Genomic DNA, 22,591 nt, shown 5'->3' with positions numbered 1-22,591 from the left:
TCAATTGAAAATAGACGACCCGTCTTGCCTACTCAATTAAAAAATACACAGTGGAAATTATTGAGCTAAGCTTTCGGGGGTCGCTTTAGGGAACGAAAAGAATAGAATGATGACAAAGAAAAAGGAAATGTCAGAAGCACAAATCCAAACATTGCTAGAGCAATATAAAATTTATGTTGGCACGGCTGAAGCTGTGAGCCATCGTAGGCAAGTAGCAAATAGTTTTTTTATTACGCTCAATGCAACAATCTTGACGCTACTAAGTTTTGTTCATAAACAATTTGAGACGGGTCTTGTCACTCTTTTCATTATGTCGTTCATCGGCATAATCGTTTCTCTGCTTTGGTATCGATTGATTTGCTCATATCGCGATCTCAATACCGCGAAATTCAAAGTCATTCACGAATTAGAGCAATTCTTTCCAGCCCAACCGTTTGATGTGGAATGGGTGATTTTAAGAAAACAGAAACCTAAGGGTGAATATCTAGTGTTTACAACGTTAGAACGATTGATCCCACTCGTTTTTCTGGTTTTACATATCGCTGTAGTGATAGTCGTTGGCCTGCGCATATAAAAGGAATACCTGATGAGCGAAGAGCATCCGCTATTCCTACACATTAAAAATAACGACTTTTGTGCTTTCCGAAAATATTTACAGCAATTTGGTGTACCAATGATTAGGAATGAACGCGGTGAGTCCCTCCTCATCGTGGCTGTACGAGAAAACGCACTAACAAGTATTCGTTTACTTGCCGTCAACAAAGAAGTTTTAGAGGCAATTGACTTTAAAGGCAATACGCCTTTAATGGTCGCGTGTAAACTGGGTTTCACTGACGCAGTAAAGTGCTTGATTGACGCAAAGGCGGATATTGATGCGCAAAACGTGTTTGGTAAAACAGCACTCATGTATGCGGCGTTTATATTGAACTCAGAAATTGTTGAACTACTAGCCACACATGGCGCAAACACAGGATTAGTAGATACAGCTGGCAACTCAGCATATACCTATCTAAAAAAGCATCCAAGCCCTTTGCTCAATGACCTATCTACAAAACGCAAAATAAAAAATGCGTTGGGTAGCCACACAGATGACACACAACGGCCAGTAAAAAAAGCGCGAGTAAATTCTTTTTTAGAGCTTCTTGGGAAAAAACAATCGCCTAATGCAATTCGCCGAGTGTTCTGGACAATAGTGGTCTTGGTTGCCTTCGTTTTAATTCCCGCTGCGCCGTCACTCACCGATTCTAGGGTTATTTTTTTGCTACTAGTTGCCTGCTGCGCATTCACTGCTGATTATTTCAGGTACACCATTGATGTAATGCGATATGTACCTGCACACGATGAGAAAGAAATTAAGACCAGCTTTTCTCAAGCGAATCTTTCTCTCGCCTTTCTATCGACGTTATTTAACTTTGGGTTCAAAGACTTGAAGCTAAGTTGTCAGGATCTCGTCTGTAACAAGATTCAGTCTCAGGCGCGTCGAATGTTACTTTTTCCAATTTCTGTTCTAGTGATTTCACTACTACTTGTCGTATCAATTGTACAGAATGCTCAAGAGTACCTTGTTTATACGCTTTTGCTGCTAGTATGCCTGAGTTTTATTCTGGGAATCATACTGGAATTCATCAGACGAAGATTTGCGTTGAAAAATATGTATAAGCTGTTAGATGAAGAAGCCGAGACATTCATGCAAATAGCGTTAGCTAAAATCAATCAGCCACATAGCATTCAATCCACTGCACTTTATCTGCGTGCATTTGAAACAACGGGCCAACTTATGGTCAGAAACGTAGATTTAGAACTCGCAATTAGTCGGTTTTTATCTCCTGTAATGCTGCTCGTTACCTTTGGTTTACCTGGTGAATACCAAGGAGCAGCGAGAATAAAGAGTTCTGAACAGCAGTGGCAGCAAAAAGTCTTAACCTTAATGCAAAGCAGCAAAGTTATATTGATGATCCCATCAGACAGACCTGGCACAGTTTGGGAAGCAAGAAAACTCTTGCAACTTGGTCTATTGGACAAAACAGTGTTTATCATGCCGCCAAATATAGACTATCTTGATGGCAAGTTTGAGGATGCTTGGCAACGAGCACAGCACTGTTTCACAGAAGTATCATTGCACTTGCCATCACACGCTCAAAAAGGTTTGATTTTTCAACTATCCGCAGAAGGTTACCTAAGGGATTTTGCACCACTTGATGAAATGGATGATTTTATCAACCTATTGGATGCAAGTCTGTTAAAGAACGAGTCGTTTGAGTCTCGCCTGGACAATGACACAGACGATCTGCCTGATTACAACTACGATAGTGTTGACGATTATTAGTGCCTCACGCGTAAATGAGAATACTCAAATCAGCCCACCGAACAGCCGAATTGGTTAGTTTATAAAGTATAAGAGCCTTGCGTGAAAGCAGGTAAACGAATTTCTCAATTCAGCTTTAACATCTAAGAAGTAAAAAAGAACAAGACCTAGATACTTTTAATCGATCTTGTTCGATTTCACTGTTGTACTTAGACAATTTACGCCGCTTTGGCCATGAGTTTTTGTTGTGCTTTTACTTTTCGCACGTGAATTTGGCCAGTGGTAGCAAAATAAATCAATTCTTCGACTGATTCGCCAGTGAGTTTTGTCAATTGCATTTTCATTAGCGGTGCCATGAGGTGCCCAATAATTGGCGCTAGGTCGACAACTAAATGCATTGATACCTGACATGAGCTCTCACCCAGAGGCGTAATTTTCCATCGATTATTAAGCTGCTTTACAAAAAAAGGCATCCCAGAAGCGATCGCCTTATATCCCACTGAAAATGTACCGGGGTTGTATTCTGTTATGGTTTCATCTACCGCACCTATGTCGGTCTGGCATGTTCTTCCGGTAAACTTTGAGCCATTAATTGATGATCCTCTCTGTTTGCCTGAAGAGCTTGCAACACCTGAGGCCCATTGGCCAACACTATCGAACTGTTCCCCAATTAACGCCCAAATCTGTTCAGCGCTAACGTTTGCCTTTAGGTCATGTTTCACATTAATTTGCATTATATTTTCCTCGTTTGAGAGCTAGTTGATTTTCTGCAGGCATGACTTACCCGCTAGCCTCAGTTCAGCACTGAGTCCGGTTTTAAAAATTGAGGGAGAACTGGTTGATGGTTAGGTTGGTGCTTGCCTTACCGGGTATTGTATTTCGACCACCATATCAGCAAAATCGACTTCGCCCGGTGGAACAAGGAACACTTCCCGCCCAACATCTGTTAACACATAACCATGTTTTTCGGCATATGCACCAATTGCGGCATAACAAGAAATACCGTTTTCAGGACCACCTGTTCGAACAGATGTCAGAGCTGTATCTATGGCGGGCAATTCTCTGACTTGCATAGTATTGTTGCTTGGCAAAGTGAGTGATTTGTTGAAAGGTTTGGTGAGTAAAAAACCGAATTCCAAATCCCAGCGCTGTTCATCAAACTGTTCGCTGTGCACAACTGCGGCAAATCGATCGATGACGTTTTGGGGCAGCTCTTTTGACGTCGTTTCTCTAATTTCTTGAATCAGCCTAAATGTGTCATCGAGGCTTTCACATATGTGGCGGGTCGATAAAAAGGGCTGGGCTGGAATGCGTTTTAGTACCACTTCGTCTTCTTCTATTACCCCGCATCGTTCAATTTGAACCAGTCGATTTTCCACAGCATTCAAACGCTGATGTTCTGCTTCCAAGTTTTGTTCTATTTGCGCTTTGCGCAATGCCAGCATTCCGCGCATTTCGTCGGCACTAATATCATTCTCTACAAGTCGTTTTATTTGTTCCAAACTCAAACCCAAATCTTTCAAAGCAATAATGCGATTTAGCTTTGGAAGCTGGGTCGAACTATAAAATCGATAGCCGCTTTCTTCATCAATATGTGCAGGCTGAAACAACCCAATATCGTCATAGTAGCGAAGCAGGCTAGCAGCAACCTGCGCAATTTTAGAGAACTCACCAATGCGATACATCTTATTTCCAAGTCGTTTTTTAAAACTGATAAGGTCAGTCTAAAGGTTAAAGTTACTTTAAGGTCAAGATAATAATGATCATTTTTTATTTTACTGCGGTCCTTCAATTTATCGTCTTGATGTCTTTATTTAGCGTCACTTGTTGCTATGAAATTACTGAACTAAGCTTTTGACTTAACTATATCTCAAGCAAAGCGAACGTTCGTATAACCTAAAAACGTTATCAATGCTCTCGGAGTCATTATGTCAGTTAGAAAAACTGATGTAGTAACGCGAAAAAGCAGTTCACGTATATCAAAAAGAACCAATAAGAAAGTTGTAACCTCCAGTAAAGTATCTGCCGTTCAGGCTACCGATCATCGTAATTTTTGGTCCAAAATCGGTATTGCTGGATATGAACAGTTAGTATTGCAAGGCAGGCGGCCAGACGATTTGCTGCTGTTTGAACTTAGGGTCATTAATTTAAAAGTTGCTCCTGAGCAACCACCTCGGCTGATACCCAAAGATCCTAACAGAGAAAGTATTATCATCCTTGAATTACCTGCTCAGCATTTTGGCGAGCAGGCGTTTTTAGATGCTACTGGCCCTGAGATAGTCGAGGGACAAGGGGATACTGATTTTCCGGATTCAGGGCCAAATGGGAAAAATGTACCGGTCGACTACGGTGAACCCACAGGTAATCTACCTTTTGCAAAAATGCGTATGGCGCAACCTAGTCGGCTGGCATTTGTTATGCCTGAAGACGTTGACTCTTTGCCACTTGATTATTCGTCAGTGTTGTTAGCCTGTAAAACCTGGCCCATGCATTTGAGCAGCTTAGCACTGCCAGTACCTGGAAAGTTTGCATTGGCAGAAAAAGGCTGGCTTAAAGAAGCGTTTTCAAAGCAAAACAGTTGGGCAATTACCTCAAAGTTTGCAATGCAGGCCATGACTACCCAAGCCTCTGCAAGGGTAACGTCAGCGGTGCGTGCATCTGCAACTCGGGTAGCAAAACAGCTGGTGCAAAATTTCAGTGGTAAAATCACTCAACGCTCTAGACAGCAAATCAATCGTATTGCCAATACTGAATTTAGTCTATTAAAACGTCGCTACAGCAAATTAAATTATGGTGACATCAGCGAATTGGGCGAAACCCTGTTTGCACTCATTTTGATCAAACAAGTCGCTGTTCGCTCTGCAGAATTGGCTGCGGGTATCGTTGAGGTTATCGAAGGTTTAAAGTATGTGTTTAATCCTCATCAACCACCTGCTTCTGTCACAGCACTGGAATTACCATACCGTTTAATCACCAGCCCATTGCCTGGTTCTCACTGGCGACATTTAGAACAGTCCTTGGTACATAATAATCACATTGAGCTATGGCATACAGGACTTGCATCCAGTTCGTTAGCAACCACGACCAACAAAACCCCAATACGGGCTATCTGGTCACCGGATTACGAACTGGATGGGATCGTTGCTGCAGCCAATATGGATCCTCCTCGTCCGTTTAGAATGAGTTTAGATGGCCCAGATCGCGAAGCTTTGGTCAAACTGATGGCGGGTTACACAGAAAAACAAGCCAGTGAAAACCGCTACCCTCCAAGCTACAAACCTCTACCTGCCCAAGCCGATCGCCTTATCCTGTCTTCAATAGGAGGTCTGATTGACGCCGAAGGAAGTTGGGACTATCGCACGCTGCCAGCGGGTGTTGGTCTTGAACAGTGGCGTCATTTAGCTGCACAAGGACGAGACCAATATGTTCGCGTGGTGTATAGCGGATATTTATATCCGTTTGGACATTCCGCATCGCTAATCAAAGTGACTGAACGTAAGTTCGAAAGTTACCAAAACAACTTATCAAAACGTGTTGCTGTGCTTCGACAACGATTTTTTATCGTAGTGCGAGAGCAGGTAAAAACCTTTAATGGTACTGGCCATGAGTTTAAAGGACGTAACTTTCCTTTTTCTTCTATTAAAATTAACACCCGCGTCACGCCAAATCTGCGCGCACCAGTGCAATCAGCGATAGAACCAGCTGATGGTTATTTAGATTTATTCAATGATGCACAAAACCCCGTTCCTAAGCGCTCGGCATTTTGGCCAATGGTAAGCAGTATTACTGATTTTGAATTTGAGCTAACCGGCGAAGATATCGCAGGAAAGCGCAGCAGTTTTTCAATGCCACTTTTGTTTGTCGGTGTGGAAGCCAATCAGGCAAAACCTGTGCACGTGCGTGAAGCCTACAATGCGGCTTCTAATTCACGTCGTAATACCGATTTTGCTGGCAGTACAATCTGTTATGCGCCACTACCAGGCAATGCTGACATTCAAGGTGATCCCAGACTGCCCACTGCTACCATGTTGTTCAGAGGTGCCGAAGATTCATCGGCCACTGCGCTAGATCCACATATCTACCCCGAGATGGAAAATGCTGACATCAGTATTCGCGCGGTGCAGCGCATGCTCAATGATCCTACGGCAAAATTGAATGTTCATTTTCCTGCTACCTATAAGCAAAATGGTTTTCCCGCTTCGCTAAATGGCAACAATGCTGGAGAGCTGTTTCTAGAAGCAACAACACCTTTTGAAATGGGCTTTAGTGAAGACAAATCAAAAAGTGATTCACTGGGCGCGATAGCATCACCTTCAATGGGAATAGCCGGGCTGTCCCGCAAAATTGGTCCAACAGGCGACCCTGCAAAGGTAGCCGACAATACCTTTGACCCCATTGCCTTTTTTAATGATGCAAAAATACTTGGCGGCATCAGCATTGCAGAGCTAATTAGCTTGACCGGTGGTTTAGACGATGCGCCTAAAATGCTCAGCCGCGAAGTGGGCGAAAAACTCGAAGCAAGTTTTGACTGGCATACCACTATCACCCAAAAAGACAGCTTGGATATCTTCATTCATACCCCAAAACCTGGCTTGGATACTTCATTCAGTATGCATGGTGTGGTCAGTGCGCCTATTGGGCAGGTGAATCAAGTCACCGCCGAATCCTTGGCAACATTAGAGAACTTTAAAATAAACCTCTTTGGTTTTATTACCATTTGGTTTGACCGACTACAGTTTTCAACAAAAACCGGCAGTAAGCCTGATGTGATGGTGGATTTACATCCTCTATCAAACAACGAAGGGCCTGTTGAATTTGGTGGCCCGCTAGAGTTTGTTAATCAACTTAGCGACATCATTCCTATGGATGGGTTTAGCGACCCACCTAATATTGCGGTGTCGCCCAGTGGTTTAACAGCAAGTTATTCACTGGCCATTCCCTCTGTACAAGTGGGGATATTTGCCCTGACCAACATGTCCATCGGCGCTAGTTTTTCATTGCCTTTTAACAATGAGCCTATGCAGGTGCGATTCAACTTCTCAGAGCGGCAAAACCCCTTTAGTTTAACGGTTTCACTTTTTGGTGGAGGCGGCTTTTTTGCCCTTGGCATTGGTACGACAGGGGTAGAAGAGATTGAAGCCTCTTTGGAGTTTGGCGCTGCCATTTCCATTGATTTAGGTGTCGCTAGTGGTGGAGTCGAAGTTAAAGGAGGTGTGTATTTCCATTGGATGCAGGAGTCTGTTGAGATTTCTGGCTATGTACGCTTGCATGGTGAACTTTCCATCATTGGCCTCATCTCTGCGTCATTGACCTTTAACTTGTCGCTCAGTTACCTCAAAGAAAATGGCGAATCTGTTGTGTGGGGTGAAGCAAGCTTGATCATCGAGGTGGAGGTACTGGTATTTAGTGGCAGTGTTACTGCTCATTGTCGACGTCAATTTGCCGGTTCTGATTCTGATCCTACCTTCCTGGATCTAATGCCAGCTGCTAGCGATTGGGCGGAATATTGCAACGCGTTTGCATTAGAGGAGGCAGCATAATGGCTAAGCAATCATTGCTGTGGACGGCCATGCCCAATGGCTTGAATGAAAACAAAGAACTTAAGATATCGATCTTATTGTCCCCTCGTTTGGATGCTGAAAATGCGCCGCAAAACCTGTCTAGCTTTAACGATTTCGTAAACTGGCCAGAAACACTGGCAAACTGCAAATTCACCCTGCATTTTAATCAGCAACAGGTTAGCTTTACGGGAAACCAATCACAGGGAAGTTGTCGTATTGATTTAGCCTACGGTGGCGCCGATGCGAGTATCTGGCAGGCGCTTTTACCCAGCACAACACGAGTCGACGGGTTTAATTTTGAAGACATGTCTGCACGTAAGATCTTGTCTTACTCTTCAACAAAAATGGCCGAACGGCAAAAACATCTGTACCGAGCTTTGGCGGCTCAGGCAGATGACCAGTTGCCGGAAATTCAGCAAGTGTTAAAAACTCCAGAATGGGATGAACTAATCAATGATATTAACCTTTTGGATAGAGAATACGACAGTGAGTATCCCAATCATTTGCACCGGGATATCGAAAAGCAATTTGATGATTTTATCAAGGACTTTAAGTCATCATCATTGAGTCAGACGCAGCGAGACCTTTTACTGTTTCAATTGTTTCATACGCCGTTAGGCCACCAACAAACAGCAAATTATCAAGGGTTAACGGATAAACCAGAAAAGGCGAATACCCAATGGCGAAAAGTTAAACGTCAAGCTCTACCCAGCGAGCAGCAATTGGCTGAAATGTATGACTTCCACCAAGTTGTCGCGGCAATGAATCAGTACCCAACCTTGCTAAGACGAATGGGATTGGTTATCGATGCATTGGTCGAGCCAGATGTTTTTAATCCTTCGAGTAATGCACTGCTGCACGTTGAAGTTGATCTCCCAGCGCCAAGAGGGCGCAGACGGGTGAACCGAAGCCCAAGTGTATCGACGCGAGTGCAATGCGCATTGCAAAGAGATAACTTTTCGATGTTATCCAGCCAGCAACCGGCTAAACATAAAGTGTCTGTCAATAAAGGATTGCTCGATATCAGTATTGAGCATTTTGATTTGCTGCAACACGATATTGATGGAAGTGGTATTAAAGCGATAAATACTGCCCGCTCACTAGTTAGGCAAAAAACTGACCAAAAACGATTGGATCCGACTACCAGAGCAGAGCGCACAACGGGCGTCGCAGCACTGAGAAATGCAGGCCTGATGCTGGTGCAACGAGAACGAGAACTAGATTTAGCCCAACGATTCAATAATTCCAATGTATTGAACAATGAGTTTACCGCTGCGCTCCAAGCACCCAATGGACCCTCAACTAACCAGCTACCCATTACTCACGCAGAAGATTTGGTGCGCGGTTATCGCTTTGATATTTGGGATGATGTTAGCAATCAATGGCACTCTTTGTGTCAGCGCAATTGTGCATACCAGGTTGCCAATAATCCAGTTCTCAATGTTCAAGAAGAGGGTATTGTCAGGTTGGCGGCCACCCAATCTGCCGATCGAACCAGTCACCCAGAGATTATCAGTTTGCACGAGATGTTAATGTCGTGGACGGGGTGGAGCCTATGCGCGCCAATGCCAGGGAAAATCGTCGACAACCAAGACAAGGTAAACGACCAAGGTGCTAACGTGCCTGCCGGTGTGCCGCTTAGAACAAGGTTCCAGGCATCACCGGGGACTTTACCCCGTTTGCGTTATGGCCGACGTTATTGGGTTCGCGCCAGGGCAGTGGATTTAGCCGGTAATTCATTAGCTCCCAACCCCAGAGACTGGCAGAACGAACAACCTGAAATACATGCGCAACCCTATTTGCGTTATGAACCCATCAAAGCCCCAGTGATTGCGCTGGTAAAACCCACACAAGGTAGTACAGAGAGCCCTGAAGAGGGCGAGTCGATGCAATTGATGGCGATAAGAACTTTCAATGACAGCCCGCCACTTAATGATGTTGAAACTACACAAATCAGTCGGCGTTTCATTTTATGTGAAAATGCCTCAGTCAAAGATGCTGAAGTGCATGGGCTATTAGATGATACGACCAAGGTGGATCCGTCTTTTTATGCCACCCTGGCCAGCAAAGACAAGCCGTTGGCCGTTGAGTCCATTCCATCGATTCCGCCACCAATCATCGAAGACCCCGATAGGCCTTTGGGGATGACCGACTATGCGATATTAGCGGAAGGCGGAGTACTGCCTTATTTACCTGATCCATTGTGTGTTGAGATTGCAGCGCGAATTTTTGGCATTCCGGGTTATTCAGAAAACACTATCATTCCTATTCCGCTGTACAACTTTACTGGTTCATGGCCTGACGCTCTGCCTTTTAAAGTGCGTTTATTTGATGATCCCAATGCCATGCCAGAATATAAGGAATTAGAGCGTGTGTTGCATATTCCGCTTCCCAAAGCCTGCCGGGCTAAATTGCGTTTAAGTGTTAAACCCGATAAGCCCATATTGCAACTTATGGGGGTTTGGCAGTGGCTTAGTACTGCAGAACAACAAAAATTGGAAAAACGCGCATTAGATGGCCAACATTGGATGATTACCCCCTGGCGAGAAATCGAATTGGTGCATGCGGTGCAAAAACCTTTGATCACGCCAGAATTAACCATTCAAATGATCAGAGAAGAAAATCAAACCTGGGCGATTCCTCGTTACACCACACCGTTAAGTTTGAAAAGCACCGAAATTGCTGACTTGATGGCCCGTTGGAATGAACCGAGTTTAGATCAAAACGTATTACCGGATAATATCATCAAAACTGACCGCGCATTTTCAGTAAAAGTGAGTGAAAAGAACAACTACCGGGGTAAACCCGAGCACCAAATCCTCAAGCCAGATTTGATCCGAGCGGGTAGTAAGGGTAACAGCAAACTGGTGGACAAAGTGCATGAATTTGAAGATACCCGTTATCGCAGAATCGAGTATTGGCTTGTAGCAACCAGTCGTTTTAGGGAATATATGCCGGAAAATATATTGGTAGATAACACGGTTGTCCCTGCAGTACTCACCGACCAGAATATTAAAGTGCAAAGCCCACCGGTTGTAGATTGGGTACCTAGCTCGGCACCACCTCCAGCGCCGGAAGTTCTGTACACAGTGCCTACTTATCAATGGGTTAGATCGAAAAGCAAAGGCAAACAGCACAGCTTGCGCCGCGGGTGGGGGTTACGTGTCTATTTGGACCGTCCCTGGAATGTCAGTGGTTATGGAGAGATGTTAGCGGTCGTATTACCTGGTGATGAAATGGCAGGAGAAGATCCCAATCTTAAGCCGGGATCTCAACCTATCAAAAACTTTGTCACGCAATGGGGCAATGATCCCGCTTGGCTCAGTAGCTTTGTGGCGGGCCCAGCTCCAAAAGCCAGTGATTTTAACAATGCCCGAACCGCTCCGGATCCTCAGGGAAGTTGGCTGCCAGATTTTGCGCCCAACACTGAAGCGGATCAGCCTGCCGGTCAATTCGAAACAAACAACCTAGTGCATCCACAGGTGAGGACGTTCAAGGGACTTAGCAACCAAGGAAAACTAAAAAGGAAAGTAAACATAGCGCCCCATGACGTGTATTACGATGAACAGCGGGATTTGTGGTTTTGTGATATCGACATTTCTCCTAAAACTGCCTACTACCCCTTTATTCGACTGGCACTGGCACGATATCAGCCGGTGTCGTTGCCCAATAATCATTTGTCTAATATTGTGTTGGCGGATTTTGCAACCTTGGCCAATGATCGATCCATCACCATCACCCCTGGTAATACCCCATTGATACGCACCGTAGAAGTATTTGGCACCAGCTACAGTGACTCAAGTGGTCATCAAGAAAGTCTCACCGCTCCCATGTATTCACTGCCGATTGACGGGCAACTGACTTTAGTCAAGGCCGCTGATGTGGAGCCCAAAACAATTGTAGAAGTCTGGGTGGAACGTCTTGATCCCGCTTTGGGCGAAGACTTTGGTTGGAAAAAAGATACGGCAAGCAAACTGACAAAAACAGCAAAACCCGTCGCCAGGAAAATACCGGAAAGCCCAGCACAAAAAGCGAGATTGGCCACGTTGAAAAAACGCGCAAGGGCCTTGCAAAAGGCTGGTGATTATCAGGCGCTACAAAAGGAAAATTTATTGCAATATGTTCTTATTATACCCACTTTGTGGAGAGGGCAGGTTACTTTGCCAAAAGGTGCCGATAATCCAAATTCTAAAATTCGTAGACGTTTAGTGATTGCCGAATACGAGGAATATTTTATTGACGATGATGCACCTTATGATCTGACGCCCAGCAAAAAGGGTCGCAGAATGGTATTCGTTGAGCATATCGAATTGTAAAGCTAAATTGCATCGCTGATTTGTAAATCTAAGGACATCCAAGTAAACTGCGCCGCGAGTTGGTCAAGACAATCGCCGCTTGTTGGCCTTTTGGTACAACAAGGGGAGGAAAGTCCGGGCTCCAATGGGCAGGGTGCCAGATAACGTCTGGGCGGCGTGAGCCGACGACAAGTGCAGCAGAGAGAAGACCGCCTAAGTATAGTTGTTTCGACAACTTTACCGGTAAGGGTGAAAGGGTGCGGTAAGAGCGCACCGGGCCACTGGTAACAGTTGGCAGCAGGGTAAACTCCACCCGGAGCAAGACCAAATAGGGTTCCTTACGGCGCGGCCCGCGTTGGAACCGGGTAGGTTGCTTGAGCCAGTGAGCGATTGCTGGCCTAGATGAATGATTGTCACCTTTTTAAGGTTACAGAACCCGGCTTATTGACCAACTCACTTTTCTTTTTACTTCTTGTTATCGATTAGTTATCCATTCTGAACCACTGCTGTGCAGTGATCTGGTAAAGCACATGTTCTTTTAATCTGTTTCCTTTCACACCGGGGTGAGGGAAATTCTGCTTTGTATTTTGCATGCCAATACGCTCCATGACTTTGATGGAAGGTGTGTTGATGATTGCGGTAAAGGAGACTACTTTTTCTAGCTTGAGAGAATCAAAAGCATAACTTAGAGAAGCTTTGGCGGCCTCGGTCGCATAACCCTTGCCCCAAAATTCGTTAGACAGTCGCCAACCTATTTCTACGGCTGGGCTGCATGGAAGTGTGTCGGGCGCTTCATTTAATCCGACAAAACCCACAAAATGACCCGTGAGTTTTTCTTCTAACGCCCACAGACCCCAACCCCGTTGTGCAATCAAGCCTCTTAGTCTGTTGGCTAATTCGTCGCTTTTGTCTCGGCTCAAAGTATTTTCAAAATACTTCATCACAATGGCAGACCCATTCATTTTCGCAAATAAGGGAAAGTCTTGGGTTTGCCATTGACGCAAGGTGAGTCTTTTGGTTTCTATCATGCGCTAATATTGCCCTATCAAATTCTTACGCTTTGCGACCTTTTCAAAGTGTTTAAATACCACACTGCCAATTGCAAAATATATCGCCGAATTAGCGATGACGATGAGCACATCGGAGAGGTTTAGGTTGCTGTGTTGCAATACCCAATCTCTGGCAAGGGACACACCGGGTGTAAAAGGCAGAAAGCTTAGTGGGCCAAAAGGAAGGCCATCCAGAGCAACCAGGGCCATCAACGCCAATGCTAACATATGGCCAATAGTGTCTACCCGTTTAAACACCAGGGCAAATCCGCTGACGAATAATCCTAAGCCAATCAGAGAAGGCGCTGCAATGATTAGCACAAGGAAAAAGCGCAGAAAATTAATATCTAACCAGTTGCCCGTTAACCACATCACCAAATAAGCCATCAATGTCATAAATAAAAGTGCGGAAAGTAGTTCGACCATGGTTTTGACAAACAAGATTGCCGTGAAACCTTTTGGGTTTATAAAGAGTTGTTCGATGTAACCTTTTTGAGTGTCATCTACTACCGTTCTTGTCACCGACATGTAAGCTGCGGAGGCAAATGCCCAAAGTAAAAAACCAAACACTAAGCCATCGAGAGATTGCCCTACGCCGCCTTCAAAGGCAAAAGATTTAACACCATAAAACAAGGCGACAAACATCCCACACAGGACAACCAGGCTCGCCACTGTTTCAAACCAGTATTGGCGCATATCAAATGCTTGCAGTTTGACTTCATTTTTAAATAATAACCACCAGCTCATACTTCTTTATCTCCTGTGGTAAGTGACTTGTACGCCTCTTCCATACTCAGTTCGGTCATCGTCAAATCGCCTATGGTTTTATTCGACGTATGTAACCATGATAACAATGCCAGCACTTGATCAGGGGTTTCGTATTGAATGTTAAAGCCCTCTTGGGTCTGCTCAATGTGATAGTGCCCAAAGCACAATTCTTCGATAGATTTGGAAACTGAAAGATGGTCTTGGACCGGCAAATTTATAACCATACGGTAGGCAAAGAGCTTTTGTTTGAGTGACTCTATACTGCCATTGAATATCACCTGGCCTTGGTCGATGACCACTACCTTTTGACATATTTTGTCGATGAAACTCATATCATGGGAGGTAATCAGGTATCCCTGTTGGTGTTGTTGGGATTGCTCTAAAATGATCTGTTGAAGGTCACCGACGGTTTTAAAATCCAAGCCCAATGTGGGTTCGTCAAGCAGTAACAACTTTGGAGAGTAGGATAACGCACTGAGTAAAGACGCCTTTTGTTTGTTACCCGTTGAAAGCTTAAGCACTTCTAATTTCGCGTATTGTGCCAGTCCCAATTGATCTTCTAACTCTGCAATTCTTGCTTTTAGCGCTTTACCGTGATGCCCGCGCAGTGCGGCAAAGTATTGGGCATTTTGGCTGGCCGTTAATCGCCAATTAATATTGCGACTTCCCCCTAACACTGCACCAATTTGCGCAAGGTAACTTTTGTCTTTGCGAATAGAGATACCCTCGAAACGGATATCACCCAATTCAAAATCGATCAAATTACAGATGGAATTAATAGTCGTGGTTTTGCCTGAACCATTTGCACCTAATAATGCTACGATCTCGCCTGGCTGGATGCCAAAGCTGACACTCTGCAGTGCCGCCTTCCCTGAATAGTGTTTACCTATGCTCTCAACTGCTAACATTTCATTCCTTTTTGAAAGTTGTATAGCGATAGTCCTTCAGTTGGCCAATTAATTACAGTGTATCGAAAATATTTGTAACAAAAACAGGATAACACTGAGATATTGGATTATATTTTTTGTTAGTCTTGATTTTGATTTGGAGTAAAAGGCATCAATAAAATCATCATCCCAACTGTTATCGATGTTGAGGCCAGCGGTTTTGGTAGCCAGAGCTACCCTATTGAAGTTGGAGTGGTGACTTATTTGTCGCAAAAGTACTGTCGTTTGATCCAGCCACAAGATGATTGGACGCATTGGTCCGAAGAGGCTGAAGCCCTGCATGGCATTTCTCGAGGCGCTTTAGTTACTCATGGTCAACCGCCTAGACAAATCTGTGCTGACTTAAATAAATTATTGGTAGGTCAAACGGTCTATTCAGACGGTTGGGTAGTGGACTACCCATGGTTGATTAAGTTGTTTGATGCGGCCAAGATGAAAATGACCTTTACTCTTAGTCCCCTTGAAAATATTTTGACCGAACAGCAAATGGAAAAGTGGCACGATACCCAAGAAACCATTTGCGCGGCCAAAGAGTGCCATCGACATCGTGCCAGTAGTGACGCAGAATTAATCCAGAGTGTGTTTATGCAAACTCAACACTACTCTGGATCAACGTCTCATCATTTCTAGATTTTTAGTTTTTCGCTGCGTATTGTTCAACTTCTCGCCACACGCGAATTAAGTTAGTACCCAGGAGCTTTTCAATATCCGCTTCACTATAATTTCGATCCAATAATCCTTGAACCAAATTGGGGTAGGTTGATACATCTTTTAAACCTATTGGCAGTGAATCCCCTACGCCATCATAGTCAGAGCCAATGCCAACGTGGTCGACACCAACCAGTTTTACCACATGATCAATATGATCCAGCACTGTTTCAACGTTTGAGAAAGGGAAGGGGCTTGTTTCGCGATACTCTTTCTCGAACGCTTGATATTGAGCGCTGTCTCGACCGAATTTTTCCTCAACCGCTTTACGCTTATCGCCCATTTCGATGCGCCAAGCGCGAGAGACAGGATCAACGAAGGTTGAACCAAAATTGATCATGATCACACCGCCATTTTTACCCAGCGCCTTGATCATCTCGTCGTCCATATTACGCTCGAAGCCAGGGGTGAAACTGCGCAATGAAGAGTGGGAGGCAATCACCGGTACTTTGCTGATTTCAACCGCTTGATAAAACGCTGCATCGGAAACATGAGAGATATCGATCATGATGCCTAAATTGTTCATCTCCACTATCAAATCTTTGCCAAAGGGACTTAACCCTTTCCATTTGCGGCGCAAATCATAAGAGGAGTCAGAGATATGGTTGCTCATCGAATGAGCCAGGGTGATGTAGCGTATTCCGCGATCATAAAATTGCTTGAGAGTGTCCATGCTGCCTTGCACAGGCGAACCGTTTTCCATACCCATCGGCAGAGAAATTAAACCTTGTTGAAACTGTTGTTCAACATCGGCAACAGATTTGGCAATGGCGAATTTATCTGGAGCGCGACCGACAATGGCCTCAACATAATCGATCAGCCTATGAGCAAGGGCAGTTGATTCGGGAGAGTTATCCAAAGAAGCCGGCACATAGATTGACATAAACGGGGCGTTCAAGCCTCCTGCGACTGCCCGAGGATAATCAAAATCGCCGCCCTGGGTGGCTTGGGTGACATCTACCCATTTCTCTTGCAAACGATATGGCACGTCAATATGACCGTCCACGATGATGTATTTTTGCGCAATATTTTTGGCTTTTTCAGAGGCGTGGTAGTTACCATTATCTGCTGTTGCACATCCGCTGAGTGCCATCGCGACACAAAGTGCGAGCATTTTTTTCATTGCCATGTTTCCTGTTTGTTCTATTTGTCGTTTTTTAAGTGCGTTTCTAAGAAGTCTGCGAGCTGTCGATAAAACATCACTCGATTGGTTAGCTTCCTCACCGAATGCCCTTCGTCCTGCAGTCGCAGATAGGTTACCGGAATGTTTCTATCCCTGAGTGCTTGAACCATAGTATCAGACTCGGTGACCGGGTCTCTAGGATCATTCACACCATGCTGGAAAAACATCGGCGATACAATTTTGTCCACCGTATTGATAGGGGAGTTCACCGCATAAAATTCTTGCCACTTAGGGTCGGTAATATCGCCATATTCGATTCTGTCGGAGGCCTTCAATCCTGGTGACGCCGTTTGTAATGCGCGGACCCAGTCGGCGACGCCAACAAAAGAAGCCCCCGCGACAAAGGCATCTGGGTAAGCGCCCATCACAGCGTTCACCATGTAGCCACCGTATGAGCCTCCCATTGCTGCGGCCTTATCTGCATTAACTCTTCCGTCTTGTTTGAGCCAGGCTAAGGCGTCGACTAAATCTCTGACGCTGTCGAGTCGCTTTTCTTGATTATCGAGTCGCGCATAAGTTTTACCAAACCCTGTCGAACCGCGTACATTGATATCCAGTACGGCAATGCCTTTACCTAACAAATATTGGGTTAATGGCTGCCAGGCGGGGCGAGATTGTGCAGTGGGACCACCATGAATATCGATGACGATGGGCGGCTTAGCCTCACTATTTTTGGGCAGATATAACAAGCCTTGAAGCTGAACCCCATCTTGTGCGGGGAATGTCACGACTTCTGGACTTAGTAAAACGTTGGGAGAAATTCCCGCCATATCAGGTTTTCTCACCACAGTGGCTTTGTGCTTGTTTAAATCAATACTAAGTACAGTGCCTGGAGAATCTGGCCCTAAATGGGTGACAACCGCTTTGTCTGCATCGCTGCAAGAAAAGTTAAGGGTGCCCGATGGTAAATCTATTTGTTTGGGAGAAAACGAAGTAGTCGGCGTGCTAAACAGCGTTTCAAATCCATTATCGTTAATGCTGTAAAGCAATTGATTGCCGTTTTTGCACAATTCCACATTGTCCAGCTCTGCATCGGTTTTGACGATTACATCAGTTCGTTTACTCGCCACATCGTAATAGCGAAGCGAGAGCATTTCGGTCTGATCATTGCTGATAAAATAAAACCCTGATCCATCTTTTTTCCAATGAAAATCTCTAAAAGCGGCTGAAGGTGTTGGCTTAAACAGCGCAGAGAGTTGTTGCGTTCTCGTATCAAGTAAAAAGAGGTTTTCCCCATCCTCACCAACGGTTTCAGTGACTAACATTTGCTCTGAATTTGGACGCCAAGCGCGAGGGAAGAACCCAAATTCAGCTTGGAACACCATCTGAGACTGACGTTTCTTTATGTCATAAACGTAGAGGTCAAAGTCTCTACCATTTCTTTGGGTAGACGCATAGCTAAAGCGATTTCCATCTTGATGAAATGCGCCAAACGCGCGATACGCTTTGCTGCTGGGCATCGCGAGCGTTTCTTTGAGCCCGTCAGTACTGATCAGATAATACGCCTCACGCTCATCGCCATTATTGTCTGCACCGTAGAGGATTGTTTTGCCATCAGGGTGCCAGCGGAAAAAGGTAATGCCATTGCCAAAAGTTAGCTGGCTTGCTTGGCCGCCTTTTACCGACATTACCCACAACTGAGAGATGCCCGTTGCATTGCTGCTAAACGCAATATGGGTGCCTTGCTGATTGATACTCCCACCCCGTGCACCGCGGGCCAGTAGAAATCGTGAAATGTCGATGGGACGATCACTGGCTGTGCCGATATCAACAGGTTGTGGGGTGGGGGCGTCTTCTGGGTATGGCCAATCTTGCTGAGCAAAAGATGGCAATCCAATTGAAATAAAAACAAGCAGGGTGGCGGCACTAATCAGTATGTTTCGCACTTTTTTCTCCGATAAAGTAAACCAATTCGGTATGAGAATACTGATGATACCCGGTTTTCACCTACGTCAATAGTCAAGTATAAATAATATAAATTACGCTATATTAATCACTGCGGTAAGGTGCTCATCAAAGATCCAAAAGGAAGCAATTTTGTGAAACGAATATTTAAGTGGTCTGCCATTGTAGTGGTTTTTCTTGCCGTATTTTTGTTTGCTGCGTTTCAAGGTGTGCAGTGGTATATGTTACCAAAAGGGCCCTTTAGTGTTGATACCACTCCTGCTGCACCTGTATATAGCCAGCAAAAGTTTTGGGCAGCTTTGCCTTTATTGCAAGACACTGCCGATTTGATCCCAGAGGGGGTTGATACCCAGCACGATCTAGCCGAAAAGCCTGTGGACGTATTTTTTGTGCATTCTACTGGCTATGTTGGACCGGGCAGCTGGAATTCGACTATGGACGAAACCATGTCTGAAGCACAGTCTCTGGAATATATGTTGTCCAGCATGGCCAGTGCCTTTAATGGCTGTTGTGAGATTTATGCGCCGATTTATCGACAAGCTCACTTGGCTGCCTTTGGAGATGAAGATTTATCATCCAGTTATCAAGCGTTGGATTTGGCTTATCAAGATGTTGAGTCTGCATTCGATTACTTTCTCGCTCAACACAATCAACAGCGTCCTTTTATAATCGTGGGACACAGCCAAGGTAGTTTGCATGCGTTACGCTTAATTGCTAATCAAATCGACGGCACGGCCTTGCAGGAGAGGATGGTGGCGGCATACACCATTGGATATTGGTTGCCACTGGATTTACTTGACCGTAATTTCAACCACACAGGCTTGTGTCAGTCTGCCGAACAAACAGGATGTATCGTTTCTTATGACACCTATGGACAAGGTGGCGCATTGGCCCAAGGTTACCGACATTGGTATAATAGTGGTTGGGAAATTACTGAGGGCAAGCCCATTGCTTGTGTGAATCCGTTAAGCTGGCAAACGAATACTGAGCGGACTGACGCTAGCCAACATAAAGGTGCCTATCCGGTGGAGTTTAAGCGCACAATAAAGTATATGTTATTAGCGAAAAACCCTGGTTTTAAACATGAATCTTTGGCTCCTCTTACTCCTAACCTGACTTGGGCACAATGTGATCAAACTGGCGTGTTGCATGTTCAGCGTCAACAAGACAATGCTTTTTCAAATCATTTAGATGCCGAGGATGGTAGTTATCATCTGCTCGATTTCAGTTTGTTTTATGGCAATATTCGTGAAAACAGTATTCAACGCAGTCAAGCTTTTTTGAACCGATAGAATGTGTCAATCTTTACAAAATAGATTCATTGCATAAATGCTTAGGCTTGATTGTGCTGTAGAGTGTTTCAATGATAAGACTATCGTTGACGCTTCGATCAAGCGAACAACTGGGTGATGTCGGTCATGATAAACATTCCTTTGACATCTTTTATCTTGGTCAACAATTCTTCGCTTTTATGAGGCGCAAAGTGCTTGATATAATTTAATTCATCGGTGTTGTAGCGACAAAATTGGTTGGTTGCCTTATAGGGTACCAAGTGAAAAATTAACTGCTCTCGCGCTTTGACTTTGTTCGCGTCGATAAAAGATTCCGTATCCGAGGTGATAGTGTCTGCATGGGTAATATTGATGTCCTCAATGACTTCTCCGCCCAAGGTTCTGTGGAAATTTATCGACAAAAACATGTGGCTTTGCTTTTGCTTTTCAAACAGTTTTTCATGGGCACGAGTTAAAATCGGGTAAATTTTAGGATGGTAAAACCAAGTGCGAACGCTTTGTTCGTCAATGACAAAATCGTCTAATTCCTTTTCTAGCCCACTTTCAATAAAAACAGTGGCGAGAGGGCGTTTGTTCATTTGTTTGTAGAACAATACATTATCTGCATACGAACTCACCGCAATATTATTAAGAGCTCTGCTTATTCCGTAATCACCTTCCTGCCCTTTAGATTTGGTTATCTGTTCCAGCTTTGAAGAGATGAACTTATGCCAAAATTCCTTGCCATCATGAGAGGAAAACGCTTTGTTAGACAAATGAACATGTCCATCTGAATACTTTACAACGTTATATTTACAGCGATTTAAATCGAAAATCGTTGTTCTATCGGCAAGTTTGCTAAATGACACCGTTACAGTAGCGCCTACCGGAAAATCGGCATTTTGATCCAGTTTGACACATAAGCCGAGAGAAGAGACGTCGACTGTGGTTCCGTTGATCAATCTACCATTAAATTCTACGGTTGCCGCGGTAACATAATTAAACCGATCTTCCGTGCGTTTTTCGTCCGTTTCCCGAAAAACATGTTTGTATTGCGGGTTATTGACCGAAGAAATTGTTAATGCGTTTGTGTGAGGTGCCAAGCTCGTTTTTGAGTTGTTAGTCTGGGTTGAAATTCCATAATGATCTATTGGATGGACTGAGACATGCCAGGCACATTGTGCGATCGATTTTTTGGTAGATTCGGAATGACGGTTTATTCGAGTAGAACCATAGGTTTCTTGACTTTCTTTGGGGATTGATGAGGTTCTGAATGCCCGGTTCGCCAATACTTTCGATACGACCACTTTAAATAATTTTGAAGACTTTGCTTTACCGTACTGCGCAATAGAAGCGTAAAACTCATCAGGTTTTCGACTATCAAAAAGACTTGAAATTAACGTAACCTGTGAGCCATCGCTAATTTCTGATTTTGTTCCTCGGGTACAGAATAAAAACGTGGTTTCACAGGAAGTTAATTTATGATGTTGAATTATGTTTGCTACGACTTGCTCGATGCCATCCCCAAAATACCGTGCACAAAATTGATGGGAAAAATGTTCAAGTACGTATTTAAGGTCACCATTTTTATCGACAAAAAAATCAATTTGCTCGGAGGCGTTAATAAAGTAGTTTTCGCATACCTTAGAATAAGCAGAGTCTGTAATTCCGTTTAAATCGACTTTATATTTATGTTTGTGACTGAATATCAGGTTTTTTAAATAATGTGCAAATTCTTGATTGCACTCGTTAGGTTGCAGCTCAAGAATATATTCATAGGAATGGTTTTCGTCGTGTTTAATCTTTTTTATTACTTTATAAATAATGTTCGATTGAGAAAACACCAATTCCTGCTCAAGGCTGTCAAAACGAACGACGACAAATTGTGTTGCACCAATGTCTTTTTCCATCCTCAGCTTTAGTGCACTTTTACTGATATTAGAAGTGACTGCATCAACCTTATCCTGCATATCATCTTCTTGAGCTTCATAATCGACTGGGTTTTTGTTTATTGATAGGGGCACTAAAGAAACGGTTTTGGCAAAAAACATCCTCTCTTCTGAACGCTTGAACTCACCACAAAACTTCAACATGTCTATTGGTGTGTCGACCTCTTTTTGCCTATTAACAAGAAGTTTGCGATTATCTCTAAAAAATACTTTGGCAGCTTCATAAGCCCCTTGGGTGTATCGGAGTCCGTACTTTTTAATTTCTTCGATAAGGAATTTGGCCGTCCACTTATCAACAAAGTGGACTTTTTCCAAAATGTTTATTTCGCCAACCTCTACACCTTTTAATTTCCATCGAAAGTCGAGTGTTTTGTGGCATGGACCCGTTAACCTCATAACTTCGCTAAGCGCCAGAGATGGATCCACATGCAAGCCTTGAGACAGAATAATTCTATTAATATAGCTTTTGGTCAGTTTTTTTGGCGGGAGATACTTGATTTCGCTGATCAACTTATCAAAGTCTGATTGTTGAGGTGTATCTGTTTGACTATCTTGATCTAGGCTCATGTGCTTCCATATTCCTCAAAGAGGAGCGCTAAACGACTTAATATTCAAACAAGATCCTCGGTTTCCAATAATGGGTTCGAATA

At 44.1% G+C, this 22,591-nt stretch carries 14 protein-coding genes and 1 other RNA gene; 7 read left to right on the top strand and 8 right to left on the bottom strand.

The window, feature by feature from the left end; all coding sequences use genetic code 11:
• Positions 1-106: 106 nt before the first annotated feature.
• On the top strand, positions 107-574 hold the full coding sequence (locus FM019_RS09000) for a hypothetical protein (protein ID WP_143835583.1): 468 nt from the start codon (positions 107-109) through the stop codon (positions 572-574).
• Positions 575-586: 12 nt separating this feature from the next.
• Positions 587-2,326 (top strand): ankyrin repeat domain-containing protein, encoded by a 1,740-nt coding sequence (locus FM019_RS08995; RefSeq protein WP_143835582.1) that lies wholly within the window; start codon positions 587-589, stop codon positions 2,324-2,326.
• Positions 2,327-2,523: 197 nt separating this feature from the next.
• Here the strand turns inward: FM019_RS08995 and FM019_RS08990 are convergent, their stop codons facing one another.
• Entirely contained in the window at positions 2,524-3,039 is a 516-nt protein-coding gene (locus FM019_RS08990) for an SRPBCC family protein (RefSeq protein WP_143835581.1), read from the bottom strand.
• 111 nt (positions 3,040-3,150) lie between these two features.
• A complete protein-coding gene (locus FM019_RS08985; protein WP_143835580.1) occupies positions 3,151-3,990 on the bottom strand; it encodes a MerR family transcriptional regulator in 840 nt (279 codons plus the stop codon).
• Positions 3,991-4,233: 243 nt separating this feature from the next.
• Here FM019_RS08985 and FM019_RS08980 point away from each other — a divergent pair, with 243 nt between their 5' ends.
• The 3 genes from FM019_RS08980 to rnpB all read left to right on the top strand — a co-directional run bounded on the left by FM019_RS08980 (position 4,234) and on the right by rnpB (position 12,621).
• On the top strand, positions 4,234-7,845 hold the full coding sequence (locus FM019_RS08980; protein WP_143835579.1) for a hypothetical protein: 3,612 nt from the start codon (positions 4,234-4,236) through the stop codon (positions 7,843-7,845).
• Positions 7,845-12,182, top strand: a complete 4,338-nt coding sequence (locus tag FM019_RS08975; RefSeq protein WP_143835578.1) for a hypothetical protein — start codon at positions 7,845-7,847, stop codon at positions 12,180-12,182. Before FM019_RS08980 ends, FM019_RS08975 begins: the two co-directional genes overlap by 1 nt.
• A 55-nt stretch (positions 12,183-12,237) precedes the next feature.
• Positions 12,238-12,621, top strand: an RNA gene (rnpB, locus tag FM019_RS08970) — RNase P RNA component class A.
• Between the two features lie 22 nt (positions 12,622-12,643).
• Here the strand turns inward: rnpB and FM019_RS08965 are convergent.
• The 3 genes from FM019_RS08965 to FM019_RS08955 are packed head-to-tail and all read right to left on the bottom strand — an operon-like array spanning position 12,644 to position 14,886.
• Complete coding sequence (locus tag FM019_RS08965; RefSeq protein ID WP_143835577.1) at positions 12,644-13,189, bottom strand: GNAT family N-acetyltransferase; 546 nt, start codon at positions 13,187-13,189, stop codon at positions 12,644-12,646.
• 3 nt (positions 13,190-13,192) lie between these two features.
• Positions 13,193-13,957, bottom strand: a complete 765-nt coding sequence (locus FM019_RS08960) for a hypothetical protein (protein WP_143835576.1) — start codon at positions 13,955-13,957, stop codon at positions 13,193-13,195.
• Complete coding sequence (locus FM019_RS08955) at positions 13,954-14,886, bottom strand: ATP-binding cassette domain-containing protein (protein WP_143835575.1); 933 nt, start codon at positions 14,884-14,886, stop codon at positions 13,954-13,956. The genes FM019_RS08960 and FM019_RS08955 overlap by 4 nt, the downstream gene beginning before the upstream one ends.
• Positions 14,887-15,120: 234 nt before the next feature.
• Here FM019_RS08955 and FM019_RS08950 point away from each other — a divergent pair, with 234 nt between their 5' ends.
• Positions 15,121-15,555, top strand: coding sequence for a hypothetical protein (locus FM019_RS08950; protein ID WP_409553371.1), 435 nt, complete (start codon positions 15,121-15,123; stop codon positions 15,553-15,555).
• A gap of 4 nt (positions 15,556-15,559) precedes the next feature.
• Here the strand turns inward: FM019_RS08950 and FM019_RS08945 are convergent, their stop codons facing one another.
• Both FM019_RS08945 and FM019_RS08940 read right to left on the bottom strand, forming a co-directional pair.
• Positions 15,560-16,747, bottom strand: a complete 1,188-nt coding sequence (locus FM019_RS08945) for a dipeptidase (RefSeq protein ID WP_409553370.1) — start codon at positions 16,745-16,747, stop codon at positions 15,560-15,562.
• A 29-nt stretch (positions 16,748-16,776) separates the two neighbouring features.
• Complete coding sequence (locus FM019_RS08940; RefSeq protein WP_260681578.1) at positions 16,777-18,702, bottom strand: S9 family peptidase; 1,926 nt, start codon at positions 18,700-18,702, stop codon at positions 16,777-16,779.
• Positions 18,703-18,855: 153 nt separating this feature from the next.
• Between FM019_RS08940 and FM019_RS08935 the strand changes: the two genes are divergently transcribed.
• Positions 18,856-20,013, top strand: coding sequence for a DUF3089 domain-containing protein (locus FM019_RS08935; protein ID WP_143835572.1), 1,158 nt, complete (start codon positions 18,856-18,858; stop codon positions 20,011-20,013).
• 98 nt (positions 20,014-20,111) lie between these two features.
• Here the strand turns inward: FM019_RS08935 and FM019_RS08930 are convergent, their stop codons facing one another.
• A complete protein-coding gene (locus FM019_RS08930; protein ID WP_143835571.1) occupies positions 20,112-22,508 on the bottom strand; it encodes a PilZ domain-containing protein in 2,397 nt (798 codons plus the stop codon).
• Between the last annotated feature and the right edge of the window lie 83 nt (positions 22,509-22,591).

This window comes from Aliiglaciecola sp. M165 (assembly GCF_007197995.1).
GTDB lineage: Bacteria > Pseudomonadota > Gammaproteobacteria > Enterobacterales > Alteromonadaceae > Aliiglaciecola.
Note: the sequence above shows the minus strand (reverse complement) of the source record. Positions and strands in the feature narration are given on the sequence as shown.

Coding starts and splice junctions, on each gene's coding strand:
- FM019_RS09000 (WP_143835583.1), top strand. CDS start 107: ATGATGACAAAGAAAAAGGAAATGTCAGAAGCACAAATCCAAACATTG.
- FM019_RS08995 (WP_143835582.1), top strand. CDS start 587: ATGAGCGAAGAGCATCCGCTATTCCTACACATTAAAAATAACGACTTT.
- FM019_RS08990 (WP_143835581.1), bottom strand. CDS start 3,039: ATGCAAATTAATGTGAAACATGACCTAAAGGCAAACGTTAGCGCTGAA.
- FM019_RS08985 (WP_143835580.1), bottom strand. CDS start 3,990: ATGTATCGCATTGGTGAGTTCTCTAAAATTGCGCAGGTTGCTGCTAGC.
- FM019_RS08980 (WP_143835579.1), top strand. CDS start 4,234: ATGTCAGTTAGAAAAACTGATGTAGTAACGCGAAAAAGCAGTTCACGT.
- FM019_RS08975 (WP_143835578.1), top strand. CDS start 7,845: ATGGCTAAGCAATCATTGCTGTGGACGGCCATGCCCAATGGCTTGAAT.
- FM019_RS08965 (WP_143835577.1), bottom strand. CDS start 13,189: ATGATAGAAACCAAAAGACTCACCTTGCGTCAATGGCAAACCCAAGAC.
- FM019_RS08960 (WP_143835576.1), bottom strand. CDS start 13,957: ATGAGCTGGTGGTTATTATTTAAAAATGAAGTCAAACTGCAAGCATTT.
- FM019_RS08955 (WP_143835575.1), bottom strand. CDS start 14,886: ATGTTAGCAGTTGAGAGCATAGGTAAACACTATTCAGGGAAGGCGGCA.
- FM019_RS08945 (WP_409553370.1), bottom strand. CDS start 16,747: ATGCTCGCACTTTGTGTCGCGATGGCACTCAGCGGATGTGCAACAGCA.
- FM019_RS08930 (WP_143835571.1), bottom strand. CDS start 22,508: ATGAGCCTAGATCAAGATAGTCAAACAGATACACCTCAACAATCAGAC.